The organism is Devosia equisanguinis, from assembly GCF_900631955.1.
Lineage (GTDB): Bacteria > Pseudomonadota > Alphaproteobacteria > Rhizobiales > Devosiaceae > Devosia > Devosia equisanguinis.
Map to the genome: position 1 here is coordinate 42,264 of NZ_UZWD01000021.1, position 24,746 is coordinate 67,009.

Annotated in this window: 23 protein-coding genes; 13 read left to right on the top strand and 10 right to left on the bottom strand. The window is 62.2% G+C overall.

Annotated features, from left to right (window positions below; translation table 11 throughout):
- Positions 1–50: 50 nt before the first annotated feature.
- On the bottom strand, positions 51–1,016 hold the full coding sequence (locus DEVEQU_RS06710) for an NAD-dependent epimerase/dehydratase family protein (RefSeq protein ID WP_126149815.1): 966 nt from the start codon (positions 1,014–1,016) through the stop codon (positions 51–53).
- Positions 1,017–1,130: 114 nt separating this feature from the next.
- The gene (locus tag DEVEQU_RS06715; protein WP_126149816.1) at positions 1,131–2,153 is read right to left on the bottom strand and encodes a LacI family DNA-binding transcriptional regulator; all 1,023 of its coding nucleotides are present in this window, start codon (positions 2,151–2,153) and stop codon (positions 1,131–1,133) included.
- Between the two features lie 212 nt (positions 2,154–2,365).
- Between DEVEQU_RS06715 and DEVEQU_RS06720 the strand changes: the two genes are divergently transcribed.
- The 3 genes from DEVEQU_RS06720 (at position 2,366) to DEVEQU_RS06730 (ending at position 5,929) form a co-directional block, all read left to right on the top strand.
- A complete protein-coding gene (locus DEVEQU_RS06720) occupies positions 2,366–3,907 on the top strand; it encodes a sugar ABC transporter ATP-binding protein (RefSeq protein WP_126149817.1) in 1,542 nt (513 codons plus the stop codon).
- The gene (locus DEVEQU_RS06725; RefSeq protein ID WP_126149818.1) at positions 3,888–4,913 is read left to right on the top strand and encodes an ABC transporter permease; all 1,026 of its coding nucleotides are present in this window, start codon (positions 3,888–3,890) and stop codon (positions 4,911–4,913) included. The genes DEVEQU_RS06720 and DEVEQU_RS06725 overlap by 20 nt, the downstream gene beginning before the upstream one ends.
- 68 nt (positions 4,914–4,981) lie before the next feature.
- Complete coding sequence (locus DEVEQU_RS06730) at positions 4,982–5,929, top strand: substrate-binding domain-containing protein (protein ID WP_126149819.1); 948 nt, start codon at positions 4,982–4,984, stop codon at positions 5,927–5,929.
- An 80-nt stretch (positions 5,930–6,009) separates the two neighbouring features.
- Here the strand turns inward: DEVEQU_RS06730 and DEVEQU_RS06735 are convergent, their stop codons facing one another.
- From DEVEQU_RS06735 to DEVEQU_RS06755, 5 genes are all read right to left on the bottom strand, one after another.
- A complete protein-coding gene (locus DEVEQU_RS06735; protein ID WP_126149820.1) occupies positions 6,010–6,516 on the bottom strand; it encodes a hypothetical protein in 507 nt (168 codons plus the stop codon).
- The gene (locus DEVEQU_RS06740) at positions 6,513–7,133 is read right to left on the bottom strand and encodes a hypothetical protein (RefSeq protein ID WP_126149821.1); all 621 of its coding nucleotides are present in this window, start codon (positions 7,131–7,133) and stop codon (positions 6,513–6,515) included. Before DEVEQU_RS06740 ends, DEVEQU_RS06735 begins: the two co-directional genes overlap by 4 nt.
- Positions 7,133–7,756, bottom strand: a complete 624-nt coding sequence (locus DEVEQU_RS06745) for a hypothetical protein (protein ID WP_126149822.1) — start codon at positions 7,754–7,756, stop codon at positions 7,133–7,135. The genes DEVEQU_RS06740 and DEVEQU_RS06745 overlap by 1 nt, the downstream gene beginning before the upstream one ends.
- A gap of 222 nt (positions 7,757–7,978) precedes the next feature.
- Positions 7,979–8,896 (bottom strand): isoaspartyl peptidase/L-asparaginase, encoded by a 918-nt coding sequence (locus DEVEQU_RS06750; RefSeq protein ID WP_126149823.1) that lies wholly within the window; start codon positions 8,894–8,896, stop codon positions 7,979–7,981.
- A 74-nt stretch (positions 8,897–8,970) separates the two neighbouring features.
- The gene (locus DEVEQU_RS06755) at positions 8,971–9,969 is read right to left on the bottom strand and encodes a LacI family DNA-binding transcriptional regulator (protein ID WP_126149824.1); all 999 of its coding nucleotides are present in this window, start codon (positions 9,967–9,969) and stop codon (positions 8,971–8,973) included.
- A 37-nt stretch (positions 9,970–10,006) separates the two neighbouring features.
- Here DEVEQU_RS06755 and DEVEQU_RS06760 point away from each other — a divergent pair, with 37 nt between their 5' ends.
- Positions 10,007–10,921: an ROK family protein gene (locus DEVEQU_RS06760; protein WP_126149838.1), complete on the top strand. Its 915-nt coding sequence runs from the start codon at positions 10,007–10,009 to the stop codon at positions 10,919–10,921.
- Positions 10,918–11,640 carry a copper homeostasis protein CutC gene (locus tag DEVEQU_RS06765; protein WP_126149825.1) on the top strand — a complete coding sequence of 241 codons (723 nt, stop codon included), beginning with the start codon at positions 10,918–10,920 and terminating at the stop codon, positions 11,638–11,640. The genes DEVEQU_RS06760 and DEVEQU_RS06765 overlap by 4 nt, the downstream gene beginning before the upstream one ends.
- A 5-nt stretch (positions 11,641–11,645) precedes the next feature.
- On the opposite strand, the gene DEVEQU_RS06770 is transcribed toward DEVEQU_RS06765, so the two are convergent.
- The gene (locus DEVEQU_RS06770; protein ID WP_164550295.1) at positions 11,646–12,653 is read right to left on the bottom strand and encodes a LacI family DNA-binding transcriptional regulator; all 1,008 of its coding nucleotides are present in this window, start codon (positions 12,651–12,653) and stop codon (positions 11,646–11,648) included.
- A gap of 240 nt (positions 12,654–12,893) precedes the next feature.
- Between DEVEQU_RS06770 and DEVEQU_RS06775 the strand changes: the two genes are divergently transcribed.
- From DEVEQU_RS06775 to DEVEQU_RS06795, 5 genes are all read left to right on the top strand, one after another.
- The gene (locus tag DEVEQU_RS06775) at positions 12,894–14,189 is read left to right on the top strand and encodes an ABC transporter substrate-binding protein (protein WP_164550296.1); all 1,296 of its coding nucleotides are present in this window, start codon (positions 12,894–12,896) and stop codon (positions 14,187–14,189) included.
- A gap of 188 nt (positions 14,190–14,377) precedes the next feature.
- Entirely contained in the window at positions 14,378–15,283 is a 906-nt protein-coding gene (locus tag DEVEQU_RS06780) for a carbohydrate ABC transporter permease (protein ID WP_126149828.1), read from the top strand.
- A 4-nt stretch (positions 15,284–15,287) separates the two neighbouring features.
- Entirely contained in the window at positions 15,288–16,106 is an 819-nt protein-coding gene (locus DEVEQU_RS06785) for a carbohydrate ABC transporter permease (RefSeq protein WP_126149829.1), read from the top strand.
- A gap of 9 nt (positions 16,107–16,115) precedes the next feature.
- Positions 16,116–17,252 (top strand): ABC transporter ATP-binding protein, encoded by a 1,137-nt coding sequence (locus DEVEQU_RS06790; protein WP_126149830.1) that lies wholly within the window; start codon positions 16,116–16,118, stop codon positions 17,250–17,252.
- Positions 17,253–17,282: 30 nt separating this feature from the next.
- A complete protein-coding gene (locus DEVEQU_RS06795) occupies positions 17,283–19,289 on the top strand; it encodes an alpha-amylase family protein (RefSeq protein WP_126149831.1) in 2,007 nt (668 codons plus the stop codon).
- Between the two features lie 16 nt (positions 19,290–19,305).
- Here the strand turns inward: DEVEQU_RS06795 and DEVEQU_RS06800 are convergent, their stop codons facing one another.
- Positions 19,306–20,088, bottom strand: coding sequence for a TIM barrel protein (locus tag DEVEQU_RS06800; protein WP_126149832.1), 783 nt, complete (start codon positions 20,086–20,088; stop codon positions 19,306–19,308).
- A 113-nt stretch (positions 20,089–20,201) separates the two neighbouring features.
- Positions 20,202–21,137, bottom strand: coding sequence for an N-acetylmuramic acid 6-phosphate etherase (gene murQ / locus DEVEQU_RS06805; RefSeq protein WP_126149833.1), 936 nt, complete (start codon positions 21,135–21,137; stop codon positions 20,202–20,204).
- 100 nt (positions 21,138–21,237) lie between these two features.
- On the opposite strand from murQ, the gene DEVEQU_RS06810 reads away from it, so the two are divergent.
- From DEVEQU_RS06810 to DEVEQU_RS06820, 3 genes are all read left to right on the top strand, one after another.
- On the top strand, positions 21,238–22,086 hold the full coding sequence (locus DEVEQU_RS06810) for a MurR/RpiR family transcriptional regulator (protein WP_126149834.1): 849 nt from the start codon (positions 21,238–21,240) through the stop codon (positions 22,084–22,086).
- A 177-nt stretch (positions 22,087–22,263) separates the two neighbouring features.
- Complete coding sequence (locus DEVEQU_RS06815) at positions 22,264–23,325, top strand: ABC transporter ATP-binding protein (RefSeq protein WP_126149835.1); 1,062 nt, start codon at positions 22,264–22,266, stop codon at positions 23,323–23,325.
- Between the two features lie 47 nt (positions 23,326–23,372).
- Positions 23,373–24,617, top strand: a complete 1,245-nt coding sequence (locus DEVEQU_RS06820) for an extracellular solute-binding protein (RefSeq protein WP_206437804.1) — start codon at positions 23,373–23,375, stop codon at positions 24,615–24,617.
- Positions 24,618–24,746: the final 129 nt, after the last annotated feature.

A 24,746-nucleotide genomic window follows, 5' to 3' on the forward strand; every position in this document is an offset into this window, starting at 1 on the left:
CTCCTGCCAATGCTTTGTTTAGCGAGACTAAACAGATCGCCGGGGTGCGGTCAATGTGCTGGAAGGCTGTAGGACGCAATCGTCTTTTTGATCGCCGCACTTTCCGGCTGCACTTCGGAAAATCCGAGTTCGTTGCGGATGCGGGTGGTGTCGAGGGTGAGCGGGTAGCGCAGGTCGGAGGCATCGGCGCGATCGGCCCACACGCCTTGACCGGCAGGTGCAGCAATCACCTCGGCGGTCGAGCCGATATAGGGCAGGAGGGTGCGGGCCCAATCCGCGGCACTGCGCACGAAATTCTGTCCCACATTATAGGTGCGCCCGGCGGCCTTGGGATGGAGCGCGGCAAGGGCGAAGGCTTCAGCGATGTCCTCGACATAGCCATAGGAGTTGAGCCAGCCATAGGCGCGCTCATCGATGGCGAAGGGCTCACCGGGTTTGGCATTGTCGGTGACCCAGCCGAAGCGGCGCTGTTTGTCGGCGACCCCGAAGATCATCGGCGGTCGCAGGATGATGGCATCGAGATCGGCGGCCCGGGCGGCCTCTTCGAGCACGATCTTGTCGTAGTTTTCGAAAAGGTCGTCGCTGACGCCCTGCGGACGGCGAGGGTTGCCGCGATAGGGGTAGCGCATGGTGCGGAGCGGTGCGTCTTCGTCGGCCGGCTCCATGCGTGGCGCGGCATCCCCCTTGCGCAGCAGGCCCTCATAATTGGCGTAAACATCCACTGAACTGGTGAGCACATAGCGCGCGCGGGCGCGCTGGGCGGCATTGATCACCGGCTGGGTATTACCGAGGCTCAGCGCGAAGATATCAACGACCGCCGTCACCTCATGGCGCCGGAAGATGGTGTCGAGCGCCGTTTCGTCGGTGCGGTCGGCGTGTTCGATTGCAACGCGCTCGGGCAGATTGGCCGGTTCGTGCCCGCGATGCACGACGACAGGTTTTTCGCCATGCGCCAGCAGGCGCAGCGCCACATTGCGTCCGAGGAAGCCGCTGCCGCCGATAATTGCCGTGGTCATGAAGTGCTGTTCCTGCCGCCAAGTGGTGGCTATGGTTCTATGAGCATATCGGGATGGAGGCCAGAGCCGGCAGGTTCGCGATGCACCGGTTTCGAAGTGGTGGCCTCGGTGCGCTCAGCTGTTGGGCCGGCTGACCGAGTTGCGCACGATCAGTTCGGCCCGCAGCAGCACTTTCTGCGATTTGGGCTGTTCGCCCGCCAGCATGGCCAGCAGCAATTCCATGGCCGCCTCGCCCATGCGGTGGCGGGGCTGTTTCATGGTAGTCAGCGAGGGGCTGACGAAGCTGGCAAAGGAAATGTCGTCGAACCCCATGACCGAAAACTGGCGGGGCAATTCGTAGCGCCGGGCGTTGAGGGCGATGATCACGCCCAGCGCCGTGGCGTCGTTGACGCAGAAGAAGGCCGTGGGCAGGGCATCGCGAACGAACATCAGTTCGGCGGCGGCGCGACCGCTTTCGGTGGTGCCCTCGCCATCGAGGATGAGGCGAGGGTCGATGGCTATGCCCGCGCTCTCGAGCGCGAGCCGATAGCCGGATTCGCGCACGCGATTGATCTCGCGGCCAGGCGAATGGCCGATGAAGGCGATGCGACGGTGGCCTTGGGAAATCAGGTGTTCGGTGGCGACACGCGCGCCTTCGAAATTGTCGACGCCCACGAAAGGCACGGGTTGGTCGACCACCGGCTCGTTCACTGCCACCATAGGCGGCAATCGGGTTTCTTCGGCGTTCTGGCCAAAGCCATAGGGCAAATGGCCGGTGAAGAGAATCAACCCGTCCGCCTGGTTGGAGCTGATGAAGCGCAGATAGTCGGTTTCCCGGCTGGGATCATTCTGGGTATTGCCGATCAGCAGGCCATAGCCGCGCTTGCTGGCCTCGGTTTCGAGGCCGACCAGGATGTTGGAGAAATTGGGATCGCCGACATCGGGGGCAAGGATCAGAATCATGTTGGAGCGCCGCATGCGCAGCGAACGGGCCATGGCATTGGTGGTGTAACCGGTGCGGGCAACGGCTTCCGCGACCTTGCGGCGCGTGGCGTCGGCGACCTTGGTCGGCTCGTTGATCGCCCGACTGACGGTGGCAATGGATACCCCGGCCAGGGCCGCGACATCTTCTATGGTTGCCAGCTTATGGTGCTGCACTTGGACCGCTCCGCCCTCGACGCCCGGCCACTTCGTGCCAATGCGCCACTGCCTTTAGCAGATGCCGTTTCCTCCGCCACGGCATTCTCCACAAAGCCTCTCACTTATGCCCTTGTGTAAACCTTTACATCAATCATGAAAACCTTTACATCATGGCTTGAGCAAAGAGCCGCACAGCAAGGGCGCCGTGCTCAGGGGAGGGGCTGCCAAGCATGAGCGATGCGCAGGACAGGACACTTGCGCCGATTTTATCGGCGCATCGCATCTCCAAGTCATTCGGCGAAATCCCGGTGTTGTTCAGCATCGATTTCGACATCAAACCGGGCGAGGTTCACGCCATTATCGGCGAGAATGGCGCTGGCAAATCCACGCTGATCAAGATCCTCTCGGGCATCGAACAGCCGACATCGGGCAGTATTATCTATGACGGCGAAACCGTGGTGCTGCCGCCCAATGGGCAGGCCGCATCCATGGGCATTGTGGTCATCCACCAGGAATTGTTGCTGGCTGAGCATTTGAGCGTTTCGGACTCGATTTTCCTGGGGCGAGAATTGCGCTCAGGGCCGTTCCTGCAACTTCGGGATATGCGCGAACAGACCCGCCGCATTCTCGAAACACTGCACGTCAATATCGACCCTGATGCGCGCATCAATACGCTCTCGGTGGCCGACAAGCAGATGGTTGAGATCGCCAAGGCGATCAGCCGCGACGCACGCGTCATCATCATGGACGAGCCGACGGCCGTGTTGTCGGTGGCCGAAACGCAGACCTTCTTCGAGCAGATCCGCCGGCTCACTGCCAAGGGCGTCGCCGTGATCTTCATTTCGCACAAGCTGGACGAAATCATGGAACTGGCCCACCGGGTGACCGTGTTGCGCGACGGGCAGTTGATCGCCACGGTCGGCACCGAGAACCTGACACCGGACTCCATCGCGCAGATGATGGTGGGGCGCGAACTGTCCAACCTCTATCCGCCCAAGCATGAGCCCGATGTCGATGCGCCGGTGGTGCTGTCGGTGCGTGAGCTGGCGGCCACCGGTATCTCGGATATTGCCTTCGATCTCAAGCGCGGGGAAATCCTCGGCTTTGCCGGGCTGATCGGTTCCGGTCGCACGGCGGTGGCGGAGGCCATTGTCGGCTTGACCAAGAAGAGCGCCGGCACAGTGGTGGTCAATGACGCTGTTTCCGAGTTCTCCGATGTTTCGAAATCACTTGCGGCGGGCCTAGCCTATATGACCAAGGACCGGAAGGGGCGGGGGCTGCTGCTCAATGCAGGCCTCCAACCCAACCTTACGCTGCTGACGCTCAAAAAGCATTTGCGCAACGGGTTCCTGGACGGGCGCAGCGAAGAGCAGGCGCTGGAGCGCGCGGTGCGCCGCTTCGACGTGCGGGCCCGCGATCCGTCAGTGCCGGTGGGAAAGCTCTCGGGTGGTAACCAGCAAAAGCTGATGCTGGGCAAGACCATGGAGAGCGAGCCGGACATCGTCATCATGGATGAGCCGACGCGCGGCATCGATGTCGGCACCAAACAGCAGATTTATCACATCATCGCGGCGCTGGCCGCCGAGGGCAAGGCGATCATCGTCATCTCCTCGGAAATGCAGGAAGTCATCGGCCTTTCCCACCGTGTCGTGGTCATGCGCAATGGACGCATGGCCGGCGTGCTGGAGGGCGCAGAAATTACCGAAGCCGAGATCATGCGTTACGCGGCCGGCATCAAGCAGGGTGGAGAAAATGACCGTGTCAGCGCCTGAAACCGCGAGCAGGCCCCAGAAGGGCTTCAAGCTCGATCTGAAGACCGCTGGGCCATTGCTGGCGCTGATCCTGCTGGTCATTCTTGGCTATAGCCTGAACCCTGCCTTTCTCAACGAGGGCAATGTCACCAACCTGCTGACCCGCTCGGCCTTTATCGGCATCATCGCGGTGGGCGCCACATTCGTCATCACCGCCGGGGGCATCGATCTTTCGGTGGGCTCCATGGCTGCCTTCATTGCCGGCATGATGATCATCATCATGAACTCGGCAGTCGAGAGCATGGGGGCATCGATCTGGACCGTGCTGCTGGGCATCGGCTGTTCGCTGATCCTTGGAACCGGTGCCGGCTTCATCAATGGCTTCCTGACCACCAAGGCGAAAATCGAAGCCTTTATCGTGACGTTGGGCACGATGGGCATTTATCGCTCGCTGGTGACCTATTTTGCCGATGGCGGCACGCTCTCGCTCAATAGCGGGGCCCGCGAAATCTACCGCCCAGTCTACTACGACAACTTCCTGCGCGTTCCCTATCCGGTCTGGGTGTTCATTATCGTCGCCGTCATCGGCTGGATCCTGATGAACCGCACCGCCTTCGGCCGCTATTGCATGGCTATCGGTTCCAACGAGCAGGTGGCGCGTTATTCGGCCATCAAGGTCGATCGCGTTCGCACCTGGACCTATATCCTTCAGGGTCTATGCGTCTCGCTCGCGACCATCATCTATGTGCCGCGCCTGGGCTCGGCCTCCTCGGCCACCGGCGTGCTCTGGGAGCTGGAGGCCATCGCCGCAGTGATCATTGGTGGCACCATGCTTAAGGGCGGCTATGGCCGCATCGGCGGCACGGTGATCGGCGCGCTGATCCTCACCGCCATCGGCAATATTCTCAATCTCACCGATATCATCTCCAACTACCTCAATGGGGCAGTGCAGGGCGTGATCATCGTGGCGGCGGTCTATCTGCAGCGTGGCAGCTTCAAGCGCGCCATACGCAAGAAGGCCGAATAGCAAGCATTCCCGCTTCGCAAGGGCGGGCAAAACCGGCGCACAACGCGCCACTCAAGGGAGGACTACCCATGTCTATCAAGGCATTGACCCTGGCTCTGGCCGCGACCACCGCTCTGGCGCTTCCGGCCTTCGCTCAGGACCAGATCAAGATCGGTGTTTCCATTCCGGCAGCGACCCATGGTTGGGCAGGCGGGCTCAACTGGCATGCCGGGGAAGCTGAAAAGCGCATCGAAGCCCTGCATTCCAATATCGATGTGATCATCGTCACCGCCGATAGCCCCGCCGACCAGGCTGGCGACATCGAAGACCTGATCTCGGTACAGCAGATCGACGCCCTCGTGGTGCTGCCGTTCGAATCCGAGCCGCTGGTCGAGCCGGTCCGCCAGGCCAAGGCCGCAGGTGCCTTCATCACCGTGGTGGATCGCGGCCTGCCCGATTCCACCATTCAAGACGTCTATGTCGCCGGCAACAATACCGAGCTGGGCGCCGTTTCGGCCGAATACTTCAAGACCCGTCTGGGCGAAGGCGACAATATCGTCATTCTGCGCGGTATTCCAACCGTGATCGACACCGAGCGTTTCGACGCCTTCATGGCCGGGATCGAGGGCTCGGGCATCAATGTGCTCGACAACCAGTTTGCCAACTGGAACCGTGATGATGGCTTCGAAGTGATGCAGGACTTCCTCAGCCGCTTCCCCGATATTGACGGCGTCTGGGCGCAGGACGACGACATTGCCATGGGCGTGGTCGAGGCCGTGCGTCAGGCGGGCCGCGAAGGCGAGATGTTCATCGTCGGCGGCGCCGGCATGAAGGACGTGATCAAGGGCATCATGGATGGCGACGAGCTGATCCCGGTCGACGTGCTCTATCCGCCGGCGATGATCGCGACCGCCATCGATGTGACCGTGGCCAACTTCACCTCCAACGGTCCGGTGCAGGGCGAATATATCCTGGGCGCCCCGCTGGTAACCAAGGACAATGCTGCCCAGTTCTACTTCCCCGACAGCCCGTTCTGATCGGTTCTGATCATCTGAAAAGGGGCGCTTCGAGCGCCCCTTTTTGTTTTGATGCTGCGGCGTGTAACACGCTGCGGGCGCTAGAACAGGTCATAGGCCTGGTCGGCAGGCAAAGCGAGAAGCCGGTCGCGCATGTTCAGCTTCAGCCATTCGTGCCGCTCGTCTTCTTCTGGAGTGCGATCGGGTCTGCGGCCCAGGGCGATGAATTCATCGCGCACGATGCCGTCACGGATGCGCAGCCGGATCTCGGTGCCGCGATAGCTGAGGATGAACACATAGGCTTGTAGCGTCGTGCCGCGCTCGGGCTGCGCCAGATCGGCATCGACTTTGTAGCGACCTTCGGTCAGGCTGCGCGTCACCATTTCGAAGGCGTCGCGGGCGCCGGGGCCCTTAAAGGCGGTGCAAATTGCGATCTCCCGGCGTTCGGGGACCTCGCCATCGGCAAGCAGCGGCAAAGCACGCTGCATCACCTTGAAGCCATGGGCGACGCCGCCGGGAAAGCCGAAGCCATGATAGCTCATGAGGTCGTCGAAGCTGAAAAGCAGCGGTTTGCCGTTTTCGAGGACGGTAAGGGTTGTGGTGCTCATGGCTGGGTCTCCTTGTCGAGTTGATCGCGCATCCAGGGCAGGAAGCCATCGAGGAAACGAGTCGTCGCCGGCATGAAATGGCTGCCGTGGTGATAGAAGGGGTCGAGGCTGGTGATGATCATGCGCCCAGAAGTCGTTACCTCGTCTACATAGAGAATAGGCTTGCCGCTCTCGTTGATCGCCAGGACTTCGGCGCCCGCCGGCACCTCGAACCAGCCATGAAGATGCCAGGTGATGTCCTTTTCACCCAATCGCGAAAACAGGCTGTGGCCAGGGCTGGCGATGCGCACGCCCAAATCGGCGCCGGGCGTCAGCCACCACCAGAAATTGGTGGGCTGCGGCGTGAATTCTATGCCGGGCAGGAAAAGCTGGCTGTCGCTTTCGCCGGTGGCGATGATGGTACCGCCTTGGTCGAGATAGGTTCGCAACGCCTCGCGATGCGGCATCATGCGATCGGCGGGTGTGCGACAGGGGATGAGGACGACTGCAAAGTCTGCGAGCCGGATGGTGCCGAGGTCTTCGGGGCGCACCAGCCGATCGAAATAGCCGGCATAACGCGGGCTCTCCAGGCTCTCGATGTGGTAATATGTGCCCGGATGAATGGCGAGGATGGCCATCAGAGTTCTCCCCTGGTCCAGGCGATGATGCGCGGCCCGACAATGGCGTGGTTGGGATTTGGGCCTTTCATGCCACCGATGTCATTGCCGGCATGGCTGAACATCTTGCCACCTGCGGGGAGCGTCCATTCCCAGTCGATGGGGTGTCTGTCGGGTCCAATGCCGTTGATGGCGCGGGCGCCTTGCGGCATGGGATTGTGGCCCCGGCCGTAAAATCCGGCGACGCCATTATTTTCCTCTAAGTCGGATTGCTCGATGCCGGAAAAGATCGGGTGCTCGGCAAGGCGGGTCAGCGTCAGATCGGTGCGACGGGCCCGGGGGATCGGCAGGAAGGGCTCGAGGCCGGCCAGGAAGGGGCGCATGATGTGGCCGTTGAAGAACCAGCGGCCGCCGCGAGCCATGAAAGTGGCAAGCGCATCTGAAAACTGCATGAAGCCGACCTGGTCGAGATGGCTGGTGGTGATCAGACCGCGCGCCGTGGCGAAGAGATGGGGCGACAGGTCGCGCTCGCGCACGAGGAGTGCATCGTTTCGCTCCATGGCCAGTGCGAAGAGGTCGGGCGCCGGGCCGAAGTGGGAGTGAACGAGCAGCAAGCGCCCGCTCTTGTCGTTAGTGCGGCTCATGGCTGAGGCTGCCTGAATGGCCGGGTTGGAGCGGCGAGGCTTGGAGCGCGCAACAAGGCGCACGCGGCACGAACCTTGGTTCGGTGCATGGTGGTGGATCCAGTCCTGTTGGTTTTCGGAGCCGCTGGCTCCTAATTCGGACTGCTACGATCAGCTTTATGTGATGTCAATAAAGCTGATCTCAAATATCATATTCAGTGACGCCGTGTCGCAACCAACCTGTCAGGCGGTGCGGGCGGCGCGCAGTTCCGGCGCATCCATGCCGTCTTGCCAGAACCAATAGCGAATATCACCGTCGCAGCGGAAATTGACCACGTCGTGACTGCCCTCGGCGTCCATGGCGTGAATGACGACGCCACCCAGAAACCCGCCGGAGAGGTCCTGCAGGTCCTCGATGGCGAACTCGATGGCTTCGGAGAGGCTATAGCCTAGCCGCAGGGCCATGACGATGGCGCGGGCTGTGCCGGCGCGCATGGTCATCTCACCGGTATGGGTGCAGGCGGCAGCGCCGTAGCGGCTATCGGCGTAAAAGCCGGCGCCGGGAATGGGGCTGTCGCCCAGCCTTCCGGGATATTTCCAAGCCCATCCAGAGGTGGATGTGGCCGCGTGAATGCCCTTCTTGGTGTCCTGGCAGAGGAAAACCGTGGTGTCGCGTACGCGTTCCGGATCGGTAATGGCGGTGCTGAGCGGGGCCAAGGGGATGTCTGGGAAATTGGCGCGCTGCTCGGGGCTCATTTCCTTTTCCAGCCGTTCCCACCACACCCTCTTGCTGTCGGGAAACAGGGGGTCGTCGCGGGTGAAGCCGATCTCGTCGGCAAAGCGGCGGGCGCCGGCGCCGGTCAGCGTCACATGGGGCAGGCGCTGCATCACCTCATAGGCGAGGGCGCAGACCGGGATGGTGTCGGGAACGGCGCCCACAGAGCCCACAGTGCGGGTGGTGCCGTTCATCACCGCCCCGTCGCACTCCATGACCCCCAGCATGTTTGGCCAGCCGCCATAGCCGACGCTGCGCACCTTGGGCTCGGCCTCGACGCGGGAAATGCCGCTGACCATGGCGGGGAGCCCCTCGTCGCCGGCGCGCAGGCGCTCGACGGTGTGAGAAAAGCCCGGCCAGGCTTCGGCATTGGCTAGCAGCAGCATGATAAACCCGCTAAGAATTGACTATGAAACCGATTTCACATTCGACCGTGATCGTCAATCCATCCGGGTGTCCGTCAGGCGGTGGCGCCGGGGACGAAATGGGTTGGCACAGTCACCAGCCGCTCGCCCGGCGCGGCGGGGTTGGTCAGCAATTGAGCGATGCGGGCCACGTAGTCGGCCTTGTTGAAACCGATGGAAGCAATGGGATAGGCCGCCATACCGATCAGCGAGAGGTTGTCGAAGCCGTAAAGGCGGAAACGGCCGGGGCGATTGCCCAGAAAGTCGTCGCGGCGCATATCGAGCAAGCCCATGGCCATGGCGTCCGAGGTGCAGAACACCGCCTCGGGCCAGATGTCGCCAGCCAGCATGGAGGCCGCAGCGCGGCCGCTGGCATAGGAATAGTCGCCCTGGACCATCCGTTCGAGCGCGATGCCCGCGTCCGCCAAGGCGGTCAGGTAATGGTCTATGCGCTTTTTCTCGGTGGGGGAGGTGGCGCGGCCGGTCACGAGGGCTGCGGTGCGCACGCCCTTGGCGGCAGCATCGGCGACTGCCGCTGCAATTCCCGGCGCCTCGTCGGCGATGACGGCGGGCGAGATGTCGTCGTGCCGGCCGTTGAGCATTATGACGGTTTCGGAGCGAAACAGGTCGCGAATACGCGGGGCGTCGGCGAAGTCGGAAAAGACCAATGCTGCATCGACGTGGTAGGCGATGCCTTTCTGGATCACTTCGGCGGCGTGGTCCTCGCTGTCCATGCGGATGAGGATCATCTGCTTGCCCAACTGCTGAATGGCCTCGAGCAGACGGTCGAAGAGGTCGATATCGGAGAGGTCGTGAATGTGGTTGACCACCACCGCCACGAGATCCAACGACTGGCGCGACATGCCGCGCGCCAGAGCATTGGGGCTGTAGCGCAATTGAGCCGCCGCCGCCTCCACCCGCGCCTTTTTCTCCGGCGAAACCGGGCGCTTGTCGGTGGAAAGGGCGCGCGATGCCACGGCGCGCGACACGCCGGCCAGGGCGGCGACATCGGCAATGGTGGGCGCGGGCTTGTTGTCTCGGCCGGCTCGCGGCATGTATCCCCACTCTAGATTTCAGGCGGACAGCCAGATGATGATGACCTGTTTCGATATCGGCGGCAGCAATATCAAGGCTGCGACCGCCACAGGCCCGGAGACACTGCATAATCTGGGACGGGCAGCGACGCCACTGCTGGATTTCGATGCCTTTGCTGGCGTGATCGCTGATTTTGTGGCTGCGGGGCGGGCGGCCGATGGCGCGCCGGTGGCCATTTCCATCACCGGCGTGGTCGATCCGCAAACCGGCATCGCCACTGTCGCCAATATTCCGTGCATCGATGGGCGTAATCTGGCCGGAGACCTGTCGGCGCGCCTTGGGCGTCCGGTTTTCGTCGCCAATGACGCCGATTGCTTTGCCCTGGCCGAGGCGCATGCCGGGGCGGGCAAGGGGCATGACGTGGTGTTCGGCGCCATTCTGGGTACGGGCGTAGGTGGCGGCATTGTGGTCGATGGACGCGTCTTGCGCGGGGCGGGCGGCATTGCCGGCGAATGGGGGCACGGCACGATCGTGGCCACCGATGTCAGCGTCAAACCCTTCCATCTCCCGCACTTCCCCTGCGGCTGTGGGCAGAAAGGCTGTGCCGACACCATTGGTGGCGCGCGCGGCATGGAGCGGCTGCACACGCATCTGCATGGCGTGGATCTGCCGAGCCTTGCCATTGTCGAGGCCTGGATGGCATGCGAGGCGACGGCCGCCCAAACCATCGATCTCTATGTCGAGCTCTTGGCCCAACCCCTGGCATTGGTGGTCAATGTCGTCGGTCCCGATATTGTCCCGGTGGGCGGTGGGCTGGGCAATAGCGCGGCGCTGGTGGAGCGGCTGGACGTGGCGGTGCGCCAGCGCATCCTGCGCAAGCTTGGCCGGTCGCTGGTGGTTCCGGCGCAGTTCAGCGTCGATGCAGGGCTGCTGGGCGCCGCTAATCTGGGATTTTCGGAGATGACGGCATGACATTGCTGGAAGTTTGCGTTGATGATGGCGCGGGCCTCGCTTCTGCCATTGCCGGCGGTGCCGATCGGATCGAATTGTGCTCGGCGCTGGAGATGGGTGGGCTGACGCCGGGGCCGGGTTTGATCGCCGAGGCGGCGCAGGCGCCCATTCCGGTGCGCGCCATGGTGCGGCCGCGCCCGGGGGATTTCGTGGTGTCGAACCAGGACATGGCGATCATGCTGGGCGATATATCAGCCATTCGCGCGGCCGGGCTTTCCGGCGTGGTGTTGGGTGCCAGCCTGCCCGATGGGAGGCTGGATGTCATAAATCTAGCGCGTCTGGTCGAGGCTGCGGGACCGTTGCACAAGACCTTGCACCGGGCAATCGATCTCGTGCCCGACATGGCAGAGGCGGTGGAGCAGGCGGTGGCCCTGGGCTTTGACACCATTCTGACCTCGGGCCGTGCCGATACTGCCATGGCTGGACTGGACGAGATTGCATTGGCGCATGCAGTTGCGAGCGGGCGGATCACCATCATGGCTGGGGCCGGAGTCAATGCCGACAACGCGGCCACAATCTTAGACCGTGTGCGGCTGGGGGCTCTGCATGGCTCCTGCTCTGCGCCTGCCCAGGCCGATAGTGCTGCGGCGGCGCGGCTGGGCTTCGATAGCCCCTTGCGCAAGGCGACGAGCGCCGAGAAGGTGGCCGCAATGAAGGCCGCGATGCGCGCAGCTTCCTGAGGGAGCTAAATCCTGGCGCAGGACTGGCCGATGACCAGGCGCGGCATGGCGACATGGGTGCGTGGCGGCATTGCAGCGCCGCCGCGAGTGGTAATGCGCTCGAGTATCCAGCGGGCCGCGACCTCTGCCAGTTCTTCGACAGGCTGCACCACGGTGGTGATGCGAGGCTTGATGACGCTGCCCCAAGGCACGTCATCGACGCCGGTGAGCGAAATGTCCTCGGGGCAGCTGAAACCGAGATCGTTGATCGCCTGCAATGCGCCCAGCGCCATGAGGTTGTTGGCAGCGACGATTGCGGTCGGGCGGTTGGAGCGCGACATCAGCCGTGTGACGTGGTCATAAGCGCGTTCGCCACTGAAATCGGCAGCGATCTCAAGTTCCGGATCGACATCAATGCCCGACGCCGCCATGGCGGTGCGGAAGTCGGCAAGGCGCAGGCGCGCAGTCCACCAATGCGGCTGTCCGCCCAAATAGCAGATGCGCCGATGGCCGAGGCGGATGAGATATTCGGTCAGCATGGTGGTGGTCAATTCGTTGTCAGAGCAGACGAAATCGAGTTTTACGCCGTCGACATACTGGTCGATCAAGACCACGGGTACATCGATCTGGCGTAGGAAGGCGGCAAAGGCGGGGTCGTTGCTGATCGGTGCCATGATAATGCCGCCCACCCGGTGGCGCCGCAGCTGCGACAGCGTGAGGATTTCGCGATCCGCATGGGAGGCGGTATCAGCCACGATCAGCATGTGGTCGGTCTGCGACACCACGGCATCAACATTGCGCAGCAGGCGCCCGAAGAACGGGTTGCCGATATCGCCGAGCACCAGGCCGATCAGCTTGTTATGGCCGCGCCGCAGGCTTTGCGCCATGGCGGAGGGGCTGTAACCCAGGTCCTCTGCGGCCTGCTCGATGCGTTCGCGCGTCTCCTGGCTGATCGGGCCCTTGCCGTTGAGCGCCAGAGAAACCGTCGATATGGCGACCCCGGCGCGTTTGGCGACATCGCGGATGGTTGCCATGCTTATCCTCACGAAACGATTTTTTGCCGACGCCATAATCGGCCTCTAACCGCCACGAAAATGCCGGTAGGCCGACACAGTGACAAGCTGTTTCTGTCAGTTTTGTGGTGTTCGATTTATGTTCGATGCTTGTCACACGGGGTTCTCGCTGGTTTGGTCATTGAAACGGTTCGACCCAAGGAGGGGGCCGTTGGTCAGGCGTGGTCCTCGGATCGGCGCCCGGTTCAGAAAGGGAAAGACATGATACGCAATCGTCTCAATGGGCTGGCCGGCATCTCTGCTGCCGCCGTCATGCTGGCCGGCATCGCCGCTCCCGCGGCGGCGCAGGACGTGACGCTCAAGATGTGGACGCTCAACAATACCGGTTACCAGGAGTTCATCGCCCAGGCCGCCGAAGAGTTCAAAAAGCTCCACCCCAACGTGAACATCGTTCACGAGATCTTCCCGGGCGACCAGTACAAGACCGGCATCCAGGTGGCCCTGGTTGGTTCGGCGCCGCCTGACGTGTTCTTCAACTGGGCCGGCGAAGATGCCAAGCGCCTGGTGGCCGATGGCCTGGTGCTCGATCTCACCGATCTGGGCAATGCCGAGGGTGGCTTCCGGCGGACCCTGTCGCAGGGTTGGCAGGATACCTTCACCTATGACGGCAAGATCTATGGTGTGCCTGTCGATGCCGTGTCGGTCTATCTCTACAACAATGTCGACTACTTCGCCGAGCACAACCTGACCCCGCCCAAGACCTTCACCGAGCTCACCGGGCTCTGCAAGGCGGTGCGCGAAATCAATCCGGACACCGTGCCGCTGCCGCTGGGCAATGCAGGCCGCTGGAAGGCCATCCACCTGATGACCATGCTCAATGAGCGGGTGCTGGGTCAGGATGCCACCGAGGCCGACTATGCGCTGAGCCGCGATGCCGATGCCCTGTTCACCGATCCGGGCTATGTCACCGCTTATGACAAGCTCATCGAAATGCAGGATGCCGGCTGCTTTGAAGACGCGCCGAACGCCACCGATTCCGAGCTGGCTGACGTGATGTTCTCTTCGGGCGCCTCGCCGATGGCCTGGTGCGGCACCTGGTGCATGGGTGACTTCGATGCCGGAGGCCTTGCCTATAACATGACGCGCTTCCCGATCATGGAAGATGGCAAGGGCGAGCCCGGCGCCTATTTCATGGTGCCCGAGGGCTACCAAGTCTCCGCCAAGACGGCCAATCCCGAACTGGCCGCTGCCTGGGTGAGCTTCCTCGTGTCCGACGCGCAGGCTGAGAAGTTTGCCGAGATCCTCAAGTTCCTGCCCTCGAACGCCAATACCATCGACCAGGTCGACGGTGCCACCGAGCACTTCAAGTGGGCTGCCGCCGACATGGCAACCTATACGGCCGGCGTCAATGTTCTCGACGTGCTGCTCGAAGCCAGCGTCGCCGAGGCCTATATGAACGCTACGGTCGAAGTGCTGAACCGCACCCTGACCCCCGCCGAAGCCGTCGCCCAGATCCGCGACGCTGCGGTGAAGGCCAAGGCCGCATCCGGCCTCTAGGCCGTATCCTTCCCGTCGGCCGGTTCCTCCCCCGGCCGGCGGGATTTTTGTTTGCCTTGCAGCGCGATAGCCGGACGGCGCTCAGCCCAGCCGGATTACATCGTGTCTGTCGAACTGCCAGCGCGCCCTGATCGGCTTCCGATGCGGAAGTCTCGGGGTGGGTGGCGGAAGTCAGGAGCCTGTTACTTATGAGCGCATCCTCGTCACCGCCCGGCGCTGCCGCCAGGGCCATGCGCATTGCCGGCCTAAATGGCGCCATGCTGGCGCCGGCGCTCGGCCTTGTCGGTATTTTCGTGCTGCTACCATCGGTCATGACACTCGTGGGGTCGTTTTATGCGTTCGGCATCACCTCGAGCAGCTGGAGCTGGGCCGGGCTCGACAACTATCTGCGCGCCTTTTCCGATCCAGTGTTCTGGATCGCCCTCAAGAACAATTTCATTATCATCTTCGGCTCGATCCTGAGCCAGGTGGGGCTGGGGGCAATCCTCGCCGCCGTGCTCGATCGCGGCATCAGGCGCGGCTCGACCGCCTATCGCACCATCATCTTCATGCCGGTGGTCATCTCCTCGGTCGCCGTGTCGCTGATCTGGATGATGATTTACGATCCCAATGTCGGCTCGCTCAATGCGCTGGTGAAAGCGGTCGGTCTGACGCCGCCCAAGCTGGGCTGGCTCGGCGACCCGGGCATTTCGATCTGGATGGTGCTGCTGACGGCCGCCTGGGCCAATGTCGGCTTCCAGATGGTGCTCATTCTGGCCGGGCTGCAGGCCATTCCCAAAGAACTCTATGAAGCCGCTTCGCTTGATGGCGCGCGTGGGCTCAAGGCCTTCTGGCACATCACCCTGCCGGGCATCCGCAATATCCTGATCGTGGGCGTACTGATCACCACGATCGGCGGGTTGAAAGTGTTCGACCTGATCTTCGTGATGACCGGCGGCGGACCGGCCAACGCTACCCAGGTTATGGGCACCTATATTTATCTGCAGGCCTTCAACCTCGGAAATATGGGCTATGCCAATGCCCTCTCCATCATCCTGCTGCTGATCGCGCTCTTGCTTGGCGTCGCTCAGCTCAAACTGTCGCGTCGGGGGTAAGGCCATGAAGCGTTTTCGTGCCGTCTCCATCGGCTTGCATCTCTTCGTCTCGATCTGGGCACTGTTCGTGCTGGCGCCAGTAGTGTGGATGGTCTTGGCTGGCTTCCGAACGCGTGCCGAAATCTTCACCCAGCCGCTGGGGCTGCCGAAGTCCTTGGATTTCGCCGCCTTCGAGCGCGCTTGGAACACGGGTATTGCCGGGTTCATTCTCAACTCGGTCTTTGTCACCATCATTTCGGTGACGCTGATCATCGTGACCAGCGGCATCGCCGCCTATGTGCTGGCGCGGTCCGAAAGCAAGGTCCTTAAATGGATCTATGTGCTGATCGTGGCGAGCTTCGCCGTGCCCAGCCAGTCGGTGCTGGTGCCCCTTTACCAGATCATATCCGGGGCAGGGCTGCTCAATTCACTCTTTGCCATTGTCTTGCCTTATGCGGCCTATGGCATCCCGTTCACGACCGTATTGTTCTACGCCTTTTTCCTCGAGTTTCCCCGGGAGCTTGAAGAGGCGGCGCGGCTCGATGGCTGTTCGCGGCTGCAGGTCATCACACGCATCGTGCTGCCGCTCTCGGGGTCAGCCATTGCCAGTGCGGCGATCTTCCAGGCGGTGTTCGTCTGGAACGAATTCCTGCTGGCGCTGCTGCTGCTCACGGACACCAGCATCAAGACGCTGCCGCTCGGCATGCTCAATCTGCGCGGCCAGTTCAGCTCCGACTGGCCGGCGGTGATGGCCGGCGTCACCATCGTCACCCTGCCCATGCTCCTCCTGTTCATCCTGGCCCAGCGCTACTTCGTGCGCAGCCTGGCCGGCCTCGGCAAATAGGGAAAACCCATGCCCAGTCTGAAAATTACCAATCTCGAAAAGCACTACCAGAGTTTCCACGCGCTCAAGTCGATCTCGCTCGATATCGAGGATGGCGAGTTCGTGGTGATGGTGGGGCCCTCCGGCTGCGGCAAGTCCACGCTGCTGCGCTCGATTGCCGGGCTCGAAACCGTCGATAGCGGCACGATTACGATCAAGGACCGAGATGTGACCCATCTCGAGCCCTCCGATCGCGGCGTGGCCATGGTGTTCCAGAACTATGCGCTCTATCCCCATATGACGGTGGCGCAGAATATGGGCTTCAACCTGCAGATCGCGGGGCGTCCCAAGGCCGAAATCGTTGCGGCGGTGGATCGCGCCGCCAAGATCCTGCGCATCACCGACCATCTCAATAAATTCCCCAAGGCTTTGTCCGGTGGGCAGAAGCAGCGTGTCGCCATCGGCCGGGCCATTACCCGCTCGCCCGATGTCTTCCTGTTCGATGAGCCGCTGTCCAACCTCGATGCGGCACTGCGTACGCAGATGCGCGTCGAGCTTGGCCGGCTGCACAAGGAACTGGGCACGACGATGATCTATGTCACCCACGATCAGGTCGAGGCCATGACCATGGCCGACCGTATCGTGGTCATGCGAGACGGCATCATCGAGCAGGTGGGCTCGCCGCTCGATCTCTATAACCGCCCGGCCAATCAGTTCGTCGCCGGCTTCCTCGGCTCGCCGCGCATGAATTTCCTCGCTGCGTCCATTGAGGCCATTGCCGATGGCGCGGTGACCTTGGCGATTGCCGGTCTGAAACAGACACTGGTGCTGCCGCTCGACGAGGCCGGTGCTGGGCTCAAGATCGGCGACAGGGTGCGGATCGGGTTCCGTCCGGAGGCTGCGCTGGCCGATGGCACGGACGGTCTGGTGCTGCCTGCCAATGTGCGGGTGGTGGAGAGCCTTGGCCGCGAGACACTGGTCTATGCCGATGCTGGCGTGGTGCGGTCCATCGACTCTGAGTCGCAGGACGGCTTCTTTGCCGTGCACCAGTCGCAGCAATTGCAGTTTGCCTATGACGCGCCGTTCACCATCGGGGTGCCGGCGGACGCACTTTATCTCTTCGACACGTCCGGCAAGACGCGGCGCTTCGCCCGCCGGGCCGCCTGATCCCTCATTCCATCTCGTAGAAAATCCATCATGCGGCTGCGCCAGGTACATCTCGACTTTCACACCTCCGACCTCATCGAGGATATCGGATCGCGTTTCGACGCCAAGGCGTTTGGACAGGCCTTCAAGGATGCCGACGTGGATTCGGTCACCATCTTTTCCAAATGTCACCACGGTCATTCCTACCACCCCACCGCCATCGGTCGAATGCATCCGCATCTCAAGTTCGACCTGATGCGGGCGCAGATCGATGCGCTGCATGCCCACAATATCAAGGCGCCGCTCTATCTCTCCGGCGGCTGGGACGAACTAGCGGCCAACCAGCAGCCCGGCTGGCGGCTGATGGATGAAAACGGCCTGCCCAAAAGGGTCGGCGGCGATCCGCTCGGCGATGGCTGGGCCTATCTCGATTTCGCCTCGCCCTATCTCGACTATCTCTGCCAGCAGGTGAAGGAGGTGATGGTCAACTATCCCGATGGCGACGGCATCTTCATCGACATCACCTATCAGCAGCTTTCGGCCGGTCCCTGGACGCAGCAGCGCATGGATGCGGCAGGCCTCGATTGGGAAAGCGCCGAAGACCGCGCCAAATTTGCCGAGCAGGTCAATTACGAGCTGTTCGAGGGCGTGCAGCAGGCGGTGCACAAGCACGATCCGAACAAGCCGCTCTTCTTCAATCTCGGCCATGTGCGGCGCGGCCGGCGCGACGTCTACAAGCGCTATTTCAGCCATCTGGAGCTGGAATCGCTGCCGACGGCAAAATGGGGTTATGACCATTTTCCGCTCTCGGCGCGTTATGTCGATGTGTTCGGCGAGCCGTTCATCGGCATGACCGGCAAGTTCCACCATCTCTGGGGCGAGATCGGCAGCTACAAAGCGCCCCAGGCGCTGGCCTATGAAGTGGCCGCCATGCAAGCCTATGGCGCCGGCGCTTCCATCGGCGATCACCTGCACCCCAATGGCGCGGTGGATGCCACCAGCTACAAGGCCATTGGCGCCGCCTATGCCGAGGCCAAGGCTGCCGAGCCCTGGACGATTGGCAGCCGCAACCGCGCCGATATCGGCCTGGTCAGCGTCGAAGGTTCGCGCCGCCCGGGCTTTGTCGGAACGCCCGGCACCTCGAATGCTGCCGATGAAGGCGCCGCACGGGTTTTGCTCGAAGGCAAGTTCACCTTCGACGTGCTCGACACCGACATGGATTTCTCGCCCTATCGGCTGCTGATCCTGCCGGACGAGGTGATTGTTGATAATGCGCTCAAGCTCGCGCTCGATACCTATGTGGCTCAGGGCGGCAAGCTGTTGCTCACCGGGCAGAGCGGGCTAGATGCGGATAAGGGCCTGCTGTTCGATATCGGCGCCGAGTGGCACGGCGCCAATCCCTATTCGGGCGACTATGCCTTGCACGACGCCGCGATCCGGGCCGATTTCGTCGCCGATCCTATCTATATGTATGTCGGCTCCGAACGGATTTCGGTGACCGATGGGCAGAGCCTCGGCGTCGTCTACGATCCCTATTTCGAGCGCAGCCCCAAGCATTTCTCGGGCCATGTGCACACCCCGCGCCGTTCCGATCCGTCGGGCTATGCCGCCGGTGTTCGCAAGGGCAACATCACCTATCTGGCGCACAAGGCGTTCTCGGCCTATCGCCAGTCCGGTGCTGTCGCCATCCTCGAATTGCTGGAAAAGACCATTCTGTCTTGCCTCGACGGCGCACCCAATGTGCGTGTCGGCCTACCGCGTGCCGGTCGCGTCACCGTCCGTCATCAGCCGGTAGAGGGCCGCGACGTGGTGCATCTGCTGTTCGCCCAACCGGCATTGCGCGGCGAATTGCGCGGCGACAATGTGCAGCCGATCCAGGATTTTGTGACGCTGTCAGACGTTGCCGTCGATCTTGCCATTGGTAACCGTGAAGTCGAGACGGTGCGCGTTGTTCCCTCGGGCGAGGCCATCGACTTCGATGTCGTTGACCAGCGCCTGCGATTCAAAGTGCCGCGCCTCGAAGGCGCAGCCAAGATCGAAGTGCAATATCGGCAGTAGTGAGACTGGAAGTGAGTTATGAGGCCGCGCTGTCTACGGACAGGGCGGCCCTTACCTTTTCCAGGCCGTTCGCAGTGCCGTTCAGCGGCCGGTATTCAAGACCGACGGCGCCTTCATAGCCATTGTCGTAGAGCCAGGCGAGGCGCCGGCCGAGGTCGATCTCGCCGGAGCCCGGGTCGTTGCGGCCGGGATGGTCGGCGACATGGGCGTGGACCACGCGCGACACCCGCCCAGCAAGAACATCGTCGATGGCCTCGCCCATCAGATGAGAATGATAGAGATCGAAGACAATGCCGATCTCGGGACGACCCACTTCGTCGACGATGTTGAGTGCCTCGCGGGTAGAGGAAAGGTAATAGCCGGGGTGGTCGATAACAGTATTGAGCGGTTCAAGGCCGAGGCGCACACCGGTGCCGGCAAGGATGTCGGCGCTCGCCTCCAGGCCCGAGACCAGAGCGCGGTGTTGGTCCTCGCGCGACACGCCAGGCTGGTCGTTGCCGGCCTGAGCGATCAGCACCGTGGCGCCCAGTCTTTGTGCCAGTGCAGCGGATTGCTTGAGGCCGTCGAGGAAGGCAGCGTGATTGGCTGGGTCGGTAATGGAAATCATCGGCTCAGCCAGGAAGCCGCTCAGCGGCATGCCGGTTTCGCGCAGTGCCGCCTCGATGGCAGCTATATCCTTGTTGGACCAGCGCCAGAATTCCACTGCATCCAGGCCGGCTTGCTTAGCCAGGTGAATGCGCTGGACGAAATCATCGCTCGCGTCTGAAAAAAGCCACTCGATACACGCCGACAATTTCATGGGTAGTCCAGTCCTATAGTTGTGACGGCGACTCGCGAGCCGTCATCACAGCAATAGTGGACAATAAACTGAGACGGGAACACCGGCTAATGCCGTCGGCTGCTCACTTGTGATCAGCCGGCGATGCGTGGCTGGTGGTCTCCGGCGGCGCGGCGGAGGAAACCATCGGCCTTGTCGAGGGCTGAGAGGGCGGCTTCCTTGTCGAGGCCGGTCAGCGCAATGAGGATCGCGAGCTTGACGTTGTAGTCGGCCAGATCGAGATAGTGATCCGCCTGTTCGGCGGTGCAACCGGTGGCTTCGACGACGATGCGGGTGGCGCGGGCCGCCAGCTTTTCATTGCTGACCGACAGGTCGACCATTAGGTTCTGGAAGGACTTGCCGATGCGGATCATGCTGGCAGTGGTCAGCATGTTGAGCACCAGCTTCTGCGCCGTGCCGGATTTTAGCCGGGTAGAACCGGTCAGCGCCTCGGGTCCGACGATGGGCGAAATGGCGATTTCGGCCTGGCGAGCGATGGTGGAATCCGGGTTGCAGGAGAGGGCGACGGTGGTGGCGCCTATGGATTTTGCGTAATCCAGCCCGCCGATGACATAGGGGGTGCGACCGCTGACGGCGATGCCGACGACGACGTCGCGTGCCTCGAGCGCAATCTTTTCGAGATCGACGCGGCCTTCGTCGCGGTCATCCTCGGCGCCTTCCACGGGGTGGCGCAGGGCGTGATCGCCACCGGCGATAAGGCCGATCACCATGCCCTCGGACACGCCGAAAGTGGGGGGACATTCGGAGGCATCGAGCACGCCCAGGCGCCCGCTGGTGCCGGCGCCCATATAGATGAGGCGTCCACCGGCCTTGAAGGCCTCGACAATCTTATCCACGGCTGCCGCAATCTGCGGTAAAACCAGTTCCACGGCCTGGGGAACCCGACGATCTTCGGTGTTCATCGCCGCCAGAATCTGCTGCGTCGACATCAAGTCGATCTGCATGGTCTCGGGATTGCGCGCCTCCGACACGAGGTGTCCCAGTTCCGCGATCAGGGCGTGTTTCGGCATGGTGGTTTCCTCACGGTTGGGAGCGGATGCTAGAAGTGACTATTCCATATGTCAATAAAGTGTGGAATAGAATATTCCGGATCAGCGCACGGAAACGGCCATGTCCATACTCAAGATACTGGATGCACAGCTGGAATCGATGACCCGGGCAGATCGGCAGATCGCCCAGTTCATCCTCGATGATCCCGAGCGCATGCTGTCGCTGTCCTCCGCCGCGCTGGCCGAGGCGACGGGGCGTAGTCAGTCGAGCGTGGTCAAGTTCAGCCAGAAATTGGGCTATGCCGGTTATCAGCAGCTCAAGCTGGATGTGAACAAAGCCAAGGCGCAGGAGTTTCACGCGCCGGCCGGGGTGATCCATGGCTCGATCGATGCCAGCGACAGCTACCTCACCATTCTGCAGAAGCTGATTGGCTCCAAGCTGTTGTCGATGCGTGAGACCTCGGCGGTCAATACCGAGGCGACGATCGATTCCGCTATCGATGTTCTGGTCAAGGCGCGGCGGATTCAGCTGGCCGGGGTGGGGGCGTCATCGCTGGTGGCGCGGGACTTTTCCTATAAGTTGCTGAAGCTGGGGCGCACCGTTCTGGTGGATAGCGACAGCCATATCCAGATCTCCAATGCCTCGGTGCTCAACAGCGAAGACCTGATCATCGCGCTGTCGCATTCGGGGCGGAGCGTCGAGACGCTGCGCATTGCCGAGCTGGCCAAGGCGCGCGGGGCGACCCTGTTGTCGATCACCGGGCTGCACTCCAATCCCTTGGCGGAGCTGGCTGATATTCGCCTTTACACGGTGGCGGACGAGGAGCGGGTGCGCTCGTCGGCCATCACTTCGCGCGATGCGCAGCTGATGTTGACCGACATGCTGTTCATCCTGTTGCTGCGGCGGCAATCGGATGCCTATGACTTCATCCATCGCAGCGAAATGGCTGTGACAGTGCTCAAGGCCTAGTGCGCAATTATCGCTGTCGCGCGGGTCGGCGGTAATTTTATATTCTTGACAGTGAGATTTTTTGGAATTTAGTATTCCTGATATTGCCTGTTCATGACCGCACTATGAACGAATTATGAATGCGCATTGCCTGTGATTGCGGGCGAGGGGCTTTCACTCGGATCGGGGAACTCTATCTTGGCTCAGCTTTCGCTCCGCGGCATCAAGAAGCGCTTCAAAAACACTGATGTGCTGCACGGTATCGATCTGGAAATCGGCGACCGTGAATTCGTCGTCTTTGTCGGTCCCTCGGGCTGCGGAAAATCCACCCTGTTGCGGCTCATTGCCGGGCTCGATCCGATCAGCGACGGCGACTTCTTCCTCAATGGGCAGAAGATGAACGACGTGCCGCCCTCGCGGCGCGGCATCGCCATGGTGTTCCAGTCCTATGCGCTTTATCCGCATATGGACGTCTATGAGAACATGGCGTTCGGCGCGCGGCTGATGGGGCTCGACAAGCCGGAAGTGGAAAAGCGCATTGCCGAGGCGGCGCGCATGCTGCGGCTGGAGCCGCTGTTGCAGCGCAAGCCACGCGAACTGTCCGGTGGGCAGCGCCAGCGCGTGGCAATCGGCCGGGCCCTGGTGCGCAAGCCGGCGGTGTTCCTGCTCGACGAACCGCTGAGCAATCTCGATGCGGCGCTGCGGTCGGATGTGCGGCTCGAAATCGCCCGCCTGCACCACGATATCGGCGGCACCATGATTTATGTGACCCATGACCAGGTCGAGGCGATGACGCTGGCCGACAAGATCGTGGTGATGAATGCCGGCCGGATCGAGCAGGTCGGCTCGCCGCGTGAACTCTACGAGACCCCGGCCAATACCTTCGTGGCCACCTTTATCGGCTCGCCGCGCATGACGCTGGTGGATGTGAAGCGTGAGGGTGACCGGCTGGTCATCGACAATGGTGGTGGCGTGGCGATCGCGGCGCCGCAGGATGCCAAGGTCAAGCTGGGGCTGCGTTCGGACGCGGTACGGCTGACGCGCGGCCAGGCCGGCGAGGGCTTTGCCGCGACCGTGGTCTATACCGAATATCTGGGCGACAATGCCTATGTCTATGTCCGGCTGGCCGACCAGACTCTGCTGTCGGCGCGCACCGGCCCCAATGATCTTTATGCACCCGACGAGGCGGTGATCGTGACGGTCGACCCCAGCGCGGTGCATTTCTTTTCCGCCGAGGATGGACGGCGGCTGGCGCCCTGAGGCGCCGGGGACCTTAGTCCATACCAAACGACTTAACAGGAGAGGGAATGATGAAAACCAATCTGATCCGCATCGGCGCCGCGATGAGCGCGCTGCTCGTGGCTGCCCCGGCCTTCGCACAGGACCTGACGTTCTGGAGCTGGCGCCAGGAAGACAAGGCTGCCTATGAGCAGTTCATCGATACGTTCGAAGCCGCCAATCCCGGCATCACGGTCAAGTTCGAGACCTTTGAAGCTGCAAACTACAACACCATCCTTTCCACCGCCCTGGCTGGCGGCACCGGCCCGGATGTGATGATGGTGCGCGCCTATGGTGGCCTCGAAAACGTCGCCGCTGCCGGCTATCTCGAGCCGCTGAGCTTCGAAACCGTCCCGGCGCTGGCCGATTTCGCCCCTGCAGCGCTCGCCGCTGAAAGCGTGCGCGCCGATGGCGTGGTCTATGCCGTGCCCTTCGCCAGCCAGACGCAGCTGGTCATCTATAACAAGGCCATCTTCGACGCCAATGGCCTCGAAGAGCCCAAGAGCTGGGACGAACTGGTGGCCCTGAGCCAGAAGCTCAAGGATGCCGGCGTGTTCCCGTTCGCCAATGGCACCGCGACCGCCTGGCAGAACGAGACCGTGACCTTCGGCCTCGGCTCCTCGCTGATGGGCAAGGATTTCTACAACGGCCTGATGTCGGGTGAGACCGACTTCACCGACGAGCGCTTTACCGGTGCCCTGGCTGCCGTGGCCGATGTCGCCGCCAAGTACTTCCCCGATGGTTTCATCGGCCTCGACTACCCGTCCGCCCAGCAGCTGTTCGCTTCGGGCATGGCCGGCATGTTCATCGGCGGCTCCTATGAGCTCGCCAACTTCAAGGGTCAGAATCCGGATATCGAGCTTGGCGTGTTTGCCGCCCCCGGCAAGAGTGCAGAAGACGAGAAGTTGGTTGGCCTCTATTTCGACGGTGGCTATGCCGCCAATGCGGCCGGCGCCAACAAGGAAGCCTCGATCAAGTTCCTGAACTACCTGGCCAGCAAGGAATTCGGCCAGGCCTTCGCCGACACGCTGAGCAATATCTCCACCGTGCCGGGTGTCAGCTTCAACAACCCGCTGCTGGCTGAAGTCAACGAGCTCAACCAGCACTCGATCCCCTACCTGATGCTTGCCCATTTCCGCTTTGGCGAGCCCTCCGGCTCGGTGCTGATCCAGGGCGAAATGCAGAAGCTGTTCGCCGGCGAAACCACTCCGGAAGCCATCGGCGAGGCCCTGACCACCGGCCTGGCTGCCTGGTACGAGCCGTTCAAGAAGTAAGAGCCTGCTCGGTTCACCCCCACTTAACCTCCCCCTCAAGAAGGGGGAGGGACCGGGCGGTGGGTGTGGCGAGATGTGGTCAAGATCACAAATCTGCTCCTCCCCCTCCTATAGGGGGAGGCCGGGTGG